The sequence below is a fragment of the Paenibacillus polygoni genome (genome assembly GCF_030263935.1).
In the GTDB taxonomy this organism is placed as follows: domain Bacteria; phylum Bacillota; class Bacilli; order Paenibacillales; family Paenibacillaceae; genus Paenibacillus; species Paenibacillus polygoni.
The window spans coordinates 184,820-195,000 of sequence record NZ_CP127162.1 but is presented as its reverse complement, the minus strand read 5'-3'; the positions used below and the strand labels follow the sequence as shown (position 1 = coordinate 195,000).

General features: G+C 46.4%; 9 protein-coding genes and 1 other RNA gene. 1 reads left to right on the top strand and 9 read right to left on the bottom strand.

What is annotated here, in order from left to right:
* Positions 1 to 64: 64 nt before the first annotated feature.
* The 9 genes from ssrA to QPK24_RS00900 all read right to left on the bottom strand — a co-directional run bounded on the left by ssrA (position 65) and on the right by QPK24_RS00900 (position 8,225).
* Positions 65 to 428, bottom strand: a transfer-messenger RNA (tmRNA) gene (ssrA, locus tag QPK24_RS00940).
* Between the two features lie 264 nt (positions 429 to 692).
* Positions 693 to 1,172, bottom strand: coding sequence for an SsrA-binding protein SmpB (gene smpB, locus QPK24_RS00935; protein WP_213535943.1), 480 nt, complete (start codon positions 1,170 to 1,172; stop codon positions 693 to 695).
* A 290-nt stretch (positions 1,173 to 1,462) separates the two neighbouring features.
* Positions 1,463 to 2,491, bottom strand: a complete 1,029-nt coding sequence (locus tag QPK24_RS00930) for a Gfo/Idh/MocA family protein (RefSeq protein WP_285745458.1) — start codon at positions 2,489 to 2,491, stop codon at positions 1,463 to 1,465.
* 75 nt (positions 2,492 to 2,566) lie between these two features.
* Positions 2,567 to 3,616, bottom strand: a complete 1,050-nt coding sequence (locus QPK24_RS00925; protein ID WP_285745456.1) for a Gfo/Idh/MocA family protein — start codon at positions 3,614 to 3,616, stop codon at positions 2,567 to 2,569.
* A complete protein-coding gene (locus QPK24_RS00920) occupies positions 3,613 to 3,780 on the bottom strand; it encodes a hypothetical protein (protein ID WP_285745455.1) in 168 nt (55 codons plus the stop codon). Before QPK24_RS00920 ends, QPK24_RS00925 begins: the two co-directional genes overlap by 4 nt.
* A gap of 173 nt (positions 3,781 to 3,953) precedes the next feature.
* On the bottom strand, positions 3,954 to 4,865 hold the full coding sequence (locus QPK24_RS00915; protein ID WP_285748996.1) for a sugar phosphate isomerase/epimerase family protein: 912 nt from the start codon (positions 4,863 to 4,865) through the stop codon (positions 3,954 to 3,956).
* Between the two features lie 127 nt (positions 4,866 to 4,992).
* The gene (locus tag QPK24_RS00910) at positions 4,993 to 5,817 is read right to left on the bottom strand and encodes a carbohydrate ABC transporter permease (RefSeq protein WP_285745453.1); all 825 of its coding nucleotides are present in this window, start codon (positions 5,815 to 5,817) and stop codon (positions 4,993 to 4,995) included.
* 43 nt (positions 5,818 to 5,860) lie between these two features.
* Positions 5,861 to 6,823, bottom strand: a complete 963-nt coding sequence (locus QPK24_RS00905; protein WP_285745451.1) for a carbohydrate ABC transporter permease — start codon at positions 6,821 to 6,823, stop codon at positions 5,861 to 5,863.
* A 25-nt stretch (positions 6,824 to 6,848) separates the two neighbouring features.
* The gene (locus QPK24_RS00900) at positions 6,849 to 8,225 is read right to left on the bottom strand and encodes an ABC transporter substrate-binding protein (RefSeq protein WP_285745449.1); all 1,377 of its coding nucleotides are present in this window, start codon (positions 8,223 to 8,225) and stop codon (positions 6,849 to 6,851) included.
* 135 nt (positions 8,226 to 8,360) lie between these two features.
* Between QPK24_RS00900 and QPK24_RS00895 the strand changes: the two genes are divergently transcribed.
* Positions 8,361 to 10,169 (top strand): sensor histidine kinase, encoded by a 1,809-nt coding sequence (locus tag QPK24_RS00895; protein ID WP_285745447.1) that lies wholly within the window; start codon positions 8,361 to 8,363, stop codon positions 10,167 to 10,169.
* Positions 10,170 to 10,181: the final 12 nt, after the last annotated feature.

Genomic DNA, 10,181 nt, shown 5'->3' with positions numbered 1-10,181 from the left:
GAGCCCTTGGTCAACAATCCATATTAATTAAAAAAACCCAGCCCTGATCAGGGCTGGGTTTTATGTATGGAGGCGAGGGGAGTCGAACCCCTGTCCGAAGATAACGCCACATAAGCTTCTACGGGTGTAGTAACAGATTTAATGTCACCCTAGAGACTCCCCGTTACCGGATTCTCTTTAGGTCAGCCTGATTGTCTTCTTCAGCTAGCCGCAGGCGGAGACTAGACAGCGTATCCCACTAAAGTTGAGCCCTTATCCCGGTACATGGGCGATACAGAGTAAGAGCACGCTCACAGGTTATTAAGCTGCGAAAGCGTAGTTGTTTTGTTGTTTGCCGTTTAATTGGCTTTAGCGTTGATGAAGCGGACGCGTCCCCACTACCCGCTACCCATGCTCGAACTATCCCCGTCGAATCCATAAACGCCCCCTTAATAAAAAGGGCTTCTTTGGATAGATTGGATTGTAATCCTGAGCAAAAGTAGATCTATTCCGTATCCTTTTCCTCCATGGTAAAAGGATAATCAGAAGCAGTAAAAACTTGTCTTCACGAGATCGTATGTTCCTCTCTCGTACGAAACTTAGTATATCACAAAAATATATATAATGCGACAGATGGCACACTACATCTTGCAGGTAAACAAGGAGAGAGTTACCATATGAAGCTTCATACCATAAACCATAAACCTTACATCTTAACGAGCAATCTTCTGTTTCTCGCGCAGTGCACGCTGAATGTCACGTTGTGCATCTCGCTTCGCAGCAGTGTCCCGTTTATCATATTGCTTCTTACCTTTACCGAGTCCAAGAAGCAGCTTCGCGTACCCATTCTTGATATAGATCTTGAGTGGTACAATCGAGTATCCATCCTGCTTGGATAATCCAAGAAGTTTATGGATCTGCGCTTTATGCATAAGCAGCTTACGTGTTCTTGTCGGGTCTTCCGGATTGTGACGATTCCCTTGCTCAAATGGACTAATATGCATGTTGTGAATATGAATCTCTCCATTACGAATCGTCGCAAAGGCATCTCCAATATTCGCACGACCATTTCGCAGAGATTTAATCTCCGTACCGGTCAGCACCATCCCTGCTTCATACGTATCCTCGATAAAGTAGTCATGGGAAGCTTTTTTATTCTGCGCAAGCACTTTACTGTCCGTATTCTTCGCCATGTTCTCACCTCTTCTCAGGATCATTTATTCACTGGACGGTATTGCTAGCTAACTCTATTCCGGTCTTTATTGTAACAAATATACAGACCCAAAATCAAGGTAACAAACCTCTATATGCATTGTACCCCAAACAAGCTTTTTTGAAGCATTGAAATCCATTTATGCAACCTCATCATTTGTCTTCCTTTCTCCTCCTTGCTACATTTACACCCCTGTAAAATAAACCAAGGCCCGCAGAAAATTCACCTGCCGGCCCTTCCATCCTCTTCAGCCGCTCCTAAATGTCACACCTATCTCACAGCAAAATACTCTTTCAGCCGAATTTCTTCCTGCTGACGAGAAGAAGCATACGTTCCAAGAATGATCTCCAGTGAATGTCTTCCCTCTTCTCCAGTTACTACCGGCTCTCTCTGTTCACGCACCGCATAACAGAGATCCCGGATCTGCTCCCTATGTCCATCAGGAATCACTTGAAATGGAGGGAAAACAGGAAGCTGAACCTGCTGCCCTTCCATTTCCAGCTGTACGATATCTTCTTCTTCAATGATCAGCGAACCTTTCTCACCGTAGATTTCAATACGCATTCCTTTGCCTTTGTAGGCAGTTGTAGTAATTTCAAGCACACCCAATGCGCCACTCTCATACTCAAGCATTGTAATAGCGGTATCCTCTACCTCGATGTCCCTCAGTACATTTCGAGCTTTCCCCTGTAATGAGACAACATTTCCAGCAAGCCACTGCAGCAAATCGACTGTATGAATCCCCTGATTCATCATCGCTCCCCCGCCATCCATCTCCCAGGTTCCCCGCCACCCAGCACTATCATAATATTCCTGACTGCGATAAATTTTGACGTAAGCAGAACATAAGCTGAGCCTCCCCAAAGCCCCTTGCTCAATAAGCCGCTTCGCATATTGTGCTTGAGGAGACATCCTTCTTGGAAAAATAGTAGCCAGCTTCACGCCCGCCTCACGGCAGGCCTCAATCATTCGGTCCATACCCTTCATCTCAATAGCCATGGGCTTCTCACAGAGAACATGCTTCCCTGCCTTAGCGGCCCGAATCACTTGCTCGACATGCAGTCCGCTGGGAGTACAGATACATACCGCTTCAATATCCGTTCGTGCAAGCATCTGATCTAGATCACTGTAAGCAGCCGCCCCGTATTGTGCTGAGAACCTAGCTGCATGATCGGGCTTGCTGTCACATACGGCGATCAGCTCAGCTTCTGATATTTTGACCATCTCCGCTGCATGAACTTCTGCAATAATTCCGCAGCCAACAATTCCATACCTTAGCGGTTCCACCTTAGATACCATCCTATTTCCCCCTGTCCCATTCAATGTGATCTCACCTTTGTTAAAATCTGGGCTATAAGATTATGACTAAGAGACTCATCTTAAGAACTTCACTCGTTTGGCCTGCTCATCGGCAAGCAAAGTTACTTTCGTCGCTTCAAGCAAATCTAGGTGGGTGAAATCATGTGATTCTCCTCGGACACGTCTCAAGAAATCCTCCGTCACTGATGCTGCCGGTGCTCTAAGTGGAACTTCCACAAGCGCTTGTTCATGCGTCATCATAAGCAGCAATTCTTCGTCAGTCGAAACAGCAGGGTCTCCGGCAAGCCGAATCTCCGCACTTCCTTTTGTTCCCGTTACAAAAATACGACCATCGCCCCATGTCCAGCATTTCTCAGGTGCATGCCAGTCAGCGTACAGCTGGGCTATTGTTCCTTGACTGAGTTCTACTTGTATCGCGGCTGTATCATAAAACTCCGAGTACTCCGGCAAGATCTGTTTCCCCATTCTACCGCTCACTTCGCTTACTTCCTGTCCTGTCAGCCATCTGAGAAGATCAAAATCATGTATGAGCAGGTCAACAATAATCCCCCCGGACTGCTCCTTACTAAAATGCCAATTAGGCCTCGTATCAGGCCGTAATCGATGTGGTTTTCGCATCGTAATACTCATCACTTGTCCAAGCTCATCTTTACGAATGAGATCATACAGCGTATATACAGCCGGCCGGTATCGCTCCGTTAACAGCATGCCGATCTGAATCTTCCCCCTGCCTATGATCTGCTCCAGCTGATCCAGACCAGCCCGGTCTACCACAGCAGGCTTATCCAGCATCAGATGTTTTCCATACTGCTCACAAGCATCGGCAATCTGAATCTTCTCATTATTGATAGCAGAACTACCGATAAACTTTACGTCTTCATTCGCCAGTAGTTCTGTCACACTGTCCGCAAAAGGAAGCTGGTACTGCTCTGCTATCTTCCTTGCCAGCGTTTGGTCGCCTTCATCATAGATCCCAGCACAAGCATGCCCTACTGCCTGCATTTCCTCTATAAAAATAGAAATATGGGGATGCTGACAGCCGGCTATCGCAAAGGCTCCGTCACCCTTCCCTTCTGTTTCTGATCTTTTGCTGCCAAACGTCATGGAACAATCCCCCCTTCTCTACATGCATCTGCACGGGCCCACCATTCTCTGATTCTCCTACCTTCATCATGCATGGGTTCGCCATCCTCTGATTCCTCTACCTTCATCGTACAAGGTTCGTCATCCTCTGATTTCTCTACCTTCATCGTACACAGGTTCGTCATCCTCCGATTCTTCTATCTTCATCGTGAATAGGTTCGCCATCTTCTGATTCTTCTACCTTTATCATGTATAGGTTCATCATCCTCTGATTCTCCTACCTTCATCATGCATGGGTTCGCCATCCTCTGATTCCTCTACCTTCATCGTGCATAGGTTCGCCATCCTCTGATATCAACTATTCAAGCAGACTGCTTCTCTTGACCTTCCTCACAGCTTCAAGCTGTCTTTCAATCTCAGCCAAATCATAAGCCAGCCGCTCTTTCGGTGGAAAAGGGGCCGCGCACTCCAGTGTCATCCAGCCGGCATACCCGCTCATAAGAACAGCAGCCAGCATGGGCCGGTGATCTACAGAACCTTCCCCAAGCCTGCACTGCATAAATGCCTCTATGCCATGCCGAGTCCGATTGGTAAAAGACCCTTCTGCACCTTCTATTGCAATCCGTTTCTCATCTTTTATATGGATATGGCTCAGATGGCTTCCAAGCTTACGCACGGACGCTTCCCCATAGTCCACACCCGAAATATACATATTGCCTGCGTCATGGATAAAGCCAAGCCCTGATCCACCGGTTAGCTCTAGCAGCCGGAGCGCACTATCTGCATCTTCCACTAAGGTCTGATTGTGAATTTCAATCAGCAGCTGAACTCCGGACTCTTCCGCTTCTATGATACATTTCCGTAAATAGTGAGCTGCTCGCTCATAGTGCTGATCCTCTGCCAAGAATGCATTAGGTCCTCCTGGAAAAACCCGAATGCATGGGACAGACAATACCTCAGCAATCCGAAGCAATTTTCGAAATTCCTCCAGCGCAGTTTCACATTCTTCATCATTTAGACTGGAAAAGTGACCCGTGTATCCTGCTAGTGCCGGGATGCAAAGTCCAAGCCCCGCTGCATAATCTCCTAACTCTTTTACCTCTTCAAGCGGTGTATCTAGTCCTAGGTGAGGAGAGCGGCAGGCAATTTCAATCCCATCAAATCCAAGCTCTGCTGTAATCTCCATTGCTTCACGCAAAGGATAATCTATCAACGATCCACTAAAAGCAGCCAGGGGTATCTTTTTTGTTAATTCATTCCCACTTCTCATCAGCACGCTCACTCCTCTTCTTCCTAGTTAGGAAGCGACATATGACGCGATATAGTGATCAATCCATCTACTTCATCTGACTAGGTAAAAATCCATGGCCTTACTTAACTAGGTATACTTCATCCACTTACTTAATCCCTGATGCCGAATGATTTTGTACGAAATACTTCTCAGCGAACAAGAAGACGAGCAGGATCGGAAGCAAACTCATCAGTGCGGCGGCAACCATCAGCTGCTCATTCCCCACCCATTGTCCTTTCAGCCCCAAAATCCCGATCGGAAGGGTAAACTTCTCACTGGAACTCAGGTAAATGGAAGGAGCGAGAATCTCATTCCACTTGCTCATAAAAGTAAAAATCGCGAGGGTAGCAAGCGAAGGTAAGCTCATTGGCATGTAGATCCGCCAGTAAATCCGCAGCGGGTTGCAGCCTTCCATTTTGGCCGATTCCTCATACTCCCCCGGAATTCCAAGAAACGCCTGCCGCATTAAGAAGATGCCAAAAGGCTGAGCAAGCCACTCAATGACCCAAAGGGGGGTTAGTGTATCCAGCATGTTCATGGAGTTAAAGATCATAAAGTGCGGGATAATGATCACCACAGGCGGAATCATCATCGTACCGAGAACAAATAGAAAGAGTACATTTTTCATTGGAAACCGAATTCTCGCAAAGGCATAACCGACTAATGAGCAGGATAACAGCGTCCCAATGACCGAGAGTATAGATACAATAAAACTGTTCATCGTTTGAGTTCCAAAATCCCCGAGCTTCAGCACCTCAGCATAGTTTGACCACTGGAAGATGTCAGGGAACCAGGTAGGCGGTACGGCGGTATATTCTTTATAGGTCTTTAGAGAATTGAGTACAGCCTTGGCAAATGGGACAAGCATAACGAGCGAGCTGATCATAATAGCCAGATAGGCAGCTGCTTTACGCAGGTTTTTACCGGGCATCCGTAACCACTTCCTTTCTTACAGAAAAGCAGGTCAGCCGCATTTAATTGTAGTGCACCCACCGGTTCTGCATTTTCATCTGTATCAGTGTAAGACTGAACAAGATCATAAACAGCACCCAAGCAATCGCCGAGGCATAACCCATATGCATGAAGGAGAACCCTTCTCTATACAAATACAACATGAGCACAAGACTCGCATTTCGAGGTCCGCCTGCGGAAGAGATATCTCCGGCCCCAGTCATAACATAGACTTGTTCGAATGCCTGAAACGTAGAGATCGTACTTAGGATGATGACAAGAAACGTCGTAGGCGAGATAAGCGGTACTGTAATGGCACGGAATTTATGAAAAGCACCGGCTCCATCGATTTCTGCTGCTTGGTACAGCTCCCCAGGAACACTTTGGAGCCCTGCCAGAAATAGAATCATGATGTACCCGATTCCTTTCCATACGGCAATGATAACGAGCAGGGGAATAACCCATTTTTCGCTGTTCAGCCACTGCTGTGGATCAAGGCCCCATTTGATGAGAAGCGAGTTCGCAATCCCAAAACGGGGATTAAATATAGAATCAGCCACATAAAGAATAACCGTCCAGGAAGAGATCACCGGAATAAAGTGAGCCATCCGGAACAATTTTAGTCCCTTCAGCTTCTGATTCAGCATCACGGCGAGGATAAGTGCAAGTACGGTCTGGATCGGCACGAAAAGGATAGCAAAGTAAAGGGTGTTCCATAGAGACTTCCAGAATAAAGGTTCCTGAAATAACTGCTCATAATTCCCTAGTCCAATCCACTGCGGCGGAGTTAACATGTCATATTTTGTGAAGCTGAAATAGAGGGAGACAGCCAGCGGTCCTGCCACGAAGACGAGAAAATGTATCAGATAGGGGGACACCATGAGGAGTCCCCACCTGCCTTCTGATCGCAATAACCTGCTTCGTCCCGCCGCCTGAAATCTCCGCTTTTTCTTCTGTACTTCTGGAGGAGTTTCACTTGGGATCATGGGCGGCTCTCCTTTGTCTGTTTATTTACTTATAGAAACCATCCAGCACTTTCTGTATATCTTCATTCGCTTTTTTCAGTGTCTCTTCTACTGGTGTATCGCCAAGGAAGGCACGCTCTGCATTTTCATTAAACTTCGATACCCACTCTTCCCATACGGCATTTGTATCGAGAGTCCCGGCAAACTCAAAGCTATCGAGGAAAGCTTGACGATTCGCAGGGTTTGCTCCTGAGGTAAGGAATACGTCAGAATTCGCTACCGACTTTTTCACCGGCACGGCTTCACCAAGTGCTGCCCACTCTTTTTGTACTTCATCTTCTGTTGCCCAGAATTTCATCCATTCCCATGCGGCCTGTGCTTTGGCATCATCTGCCTTCGCGCTGATTACCCAAGAGTTCGCAATAACGGGAGCAAAACGCTTGCCATCTGGACCTGTTGGAAGGAGCGCTACATCATAATTAAGTCCTGCTTCATTGGCTGCCTGAACACGTGCATAAATCCCGATCCGCATCGCAGCAGAGCCGCTTGGGAATACCGCCATTGAGCTTTGGAAACTTTTTAGATCAACCGGATCTGTAAAGATTCCTCTATTCATACCGTCTACGATCCATTCCATTGCCTGCTTATTTTCTGGGGAATCTACGATGGATTTTGTATTTGTCTCATCCAAAATGCCTCCGCCATACGATTTCAGTACGGAGAACCAACCTTCGGTAATGCTAAAAAAGGTTAGACCAAACTGGCTTACACTGTTTGCATCAAAACTAGCATCGACAGCTGTCTTTCCACTTGCATCCACCGTCAGTTTTTCCGCCGCAAGCTTCAAATCTTCCCAAGTCCAGCTATCCTCGGGGTAACTTATCCCTGCTTTATCAAAAAGATCTTTGTTGTAATACAGCACACCAATCTGAATTCCTTGGGGAATTCCCCAGTAGTGACCTTCGGCATCTTTATTGAACTCTAAGCCATAATAATCCTCTTTATTCAGATCCTTGTTGATCCACTCCGTCACATCTTTCAGCGTGCCGCGTTCGGCATACTTCATGACAAGTGCTCCATCGGATAACCACACATCCGGGGCTTTACCCGCCGCAATCTGGGTATCGAGTTTTTGATAGAACTGGCCATACGGTGCACTTTGCGTTTTTACAGTAATGTTAGGATGCTTATCCGTAAATGTAGTAATGAGTTCTTTCATCTTGGCGTCGCTTTTCCCATCTGAATAATAACCAAGGGTAATTTCGGTTTGCTCCTGCGCTGGTGTATCTGTGCCTGGCTTAGGTTCTGTTACTCCCCCCGGTGAATCTGCAGTACCACTCCCGCCCTTGCTGCAACCTGCTGCGAATACTGTCAGCACAAGCAGCATACATACGAGTACAGACATTCCTTTACGCTTGACCATGAAACCGCCCCCCGTTATATTAGATCCATCTCACACCTTATATTGTAAATATTGTAATTTAAAGTTGAATGGTTTTTTGTATTCCGGTTGTCTTTTCCTACACTGAAGTTTGGCAAGGGAGTGATTACGCAGTCCATGCTGAAGAATCTAACCATGAACAAAAAACTCATTGCCATTAGCCTGTTGTTCGTCTGTCTGCCTGTTCTTCTGCTCGGTACCTATTGGTACAATGCCTCCACGGAAACTATTGAAGAATCGACGATTGCTTCAAACCAGCGGATCGTGACCCAAACCACAGAGTACCTAAACTTGTACATTGCCGGTCTTGAGACCTCCACCTACCCTTCTCTATCGGGCGCAAGCATTCAGAGTCTCATTAACAGCCGTAGCCTGTCTCCTTACGCCTATCTGAAACTATCTGAATCCATTGAAAAAGGGATCTTTGCCCAGATGCTATACGGCCGAGATGATGTCGTGGGCATGTCCCTTGCAGCAAAGAATGGTTTTGTTGTCAGTGACTATACCCGCGCTCCCGAACTTCTGAATATGGATCAAATTACGCACCAAAATCAGCTGTTACTAGAGAAAATGGAACGAATGGACGATTTTCATATTGAGGGAATTCGTTACGTAGGTTCGGAGCCTGTCCTTACCGTGACTCGAAAGATTCCAAGCAATCAGAGCTATCTGTTTGAAGGTTTGCTTATTGTCGATCTTCATCTCAGCCAGATTGCAGGCATATGTAAAAATGTCTCTCACCATGAACTTGAAATATGGATTACCGATGCACATAGTGGACAAGTCATTTACCATCCAGAACAAACGAGAATCGGCACTTCACTCTCCCCCTCCCTTGTTCAAGAGCTAACATCCAGCAAGACAGGTTTATTACATGAATATGAAACCGATCTTCCAAATATTTTGTTGTATGAGCACTCTTCTCAGACGGATTGGGTTGTTGCTCTTGAACAGCCTAAGGATGCCGTGATTGGCGAACTACTGGACCTTCGTGCTACGGCAATTTACTTTTTTGCATGTATTATGATTGTTACGGTTTTTATTCTAGGAGGATTCTCACTCCAAATTAGCCGTGCTTTGTCGCTGCTAGAGAGGTTAATGAAGCGGGTGCAGACGGGGGACTTCTCGCTGCCCATTACCACAATGACGGAGCGGCGCGATGAGATTGGAAAGCTTTTTCGAAGTCATGCCCATATGGTCGGGGAGTTAAAACGACTTGTGAAGGAGGTACAGTCTGCCAAGCTGAAGGAGCGGGAACATGAACTGGCTCAGAAAGAATCTGCTCTACAGGCCATGCAATCACAGATTAACCCCCATTTTCTATACAACACACTAGAGGTCATTAATAGTCATGCGATCATCGAGAACAATGAGGTTATCAGCAAAATGACGACATCCCTTGCAGACCTTTTCCGCTACAATTTAAAAAATGCGCACCAAATCGTTACCCTTCGAGAGGAGATTGGTCATCTTAGAGCGTATTTGGATATTCAGGCGGCCAGGTACCGCAAACTGAGGATCGATATCGACCTTAATGCACTCGATGAATCCATGCTCCATCACGTATATCTGATTCGACTGACGCTGCAGCCGCTGGCCGAAAATGCTTTTATTCATGGATATCAGAATCATCGCCTTCCGCCTGTCTATATAGGACTTACCCTGAGCACAGAGGAAGATCGGTATGTTCTCCACATGAAAGACAAAGGACATGGAATGAGTGAAGAAAAGCGAATGCAGTTAAATGCCTATTTTCAGCAAGCACCTGCTTCTCAGGCGATTACATCAAACGGTATTGGACTCGCGAGTGTACATGAGCGAATTCGTTTGTCTTTTGGAGATGCTTACGGACTATACATTGCCTCATCTAATCATGAGGGTACGCATATCGAAGTTAGACTCCCACGCCGAATGAGTTGGACGTAACTCTTATAACTT

What these genes read in the sequence shown, in the direction of transcription:
- QPK24_RS00895 (WP_285745447.1), top strand. Translation starts at nt 8,361, where the DNA reads ATGCTGAAGAATCTAACCATGAACAAAAAACTCATTGCCATTAGCCTG.
- QPK24_RS00910 (WP_285745453.1), bottom strand. Translation starts at nt 5,817, where the DNA reads ATGCCCGGTAAAAACCTGCGTAAAGCAGCTGCCTATCTGGCTATTATG.
- smpB (WP_213535943.1), bottom strand. Translation starts at nt 1,172, where the DNA reads ATGGCGAAGAATACGGACAGTAAAGTGCTTGCGCAGAATAAAAAAGCT.
- QPK24_RS00930 (WP_285745458.1), bottom strand. Translation starts at nt 2,491, where the DNA reads ATGGTATCTAAGGTGGAACCGCTAAGGTATGGAATTGTTGGCTGCGGA.
- QPK24_RS00915 (WP_285748996.1), bottom strand. Translation starts at nt 4,865, where the DNA reads ATGAGAAGTGGGAATGAATTAACAAAAAAGATACCCCTGGCTGCTTTT.
- QPK24_RS00905 (WP_285745451.1), bottom strand. Translation starts at nt 6,823, where the DNA reads ATGATCCCAAGTGAAACTCCTCCAGAAGTACAGAAGAAAAAGCGGAGA.
- QPK24_RS00920 (WP_285745455.1), bottom strand. Translation starts at nt 3,780, where the DNA reads ATGACGAACCTGTGTACGATGAAGGTAGAGAAATCAGAGGATGACGAA.
- QPK24_RS00925 (WP_285745456.1), bottom strand. Translation starts at nt 3,616, where the DNA reads ATGACGTTTGGCAGCAAAAGATCAGAAACAGAAGGGAAGGGTGACGGA.
- QPK24_RS00900 (WP_285745449.1), bottom strand. Translation starts at nt 8,225, where the DNA reads ATGGTCAAGCGTAAAGGAATGTCTGTACTCGTATGTATGCTGCTTGTG.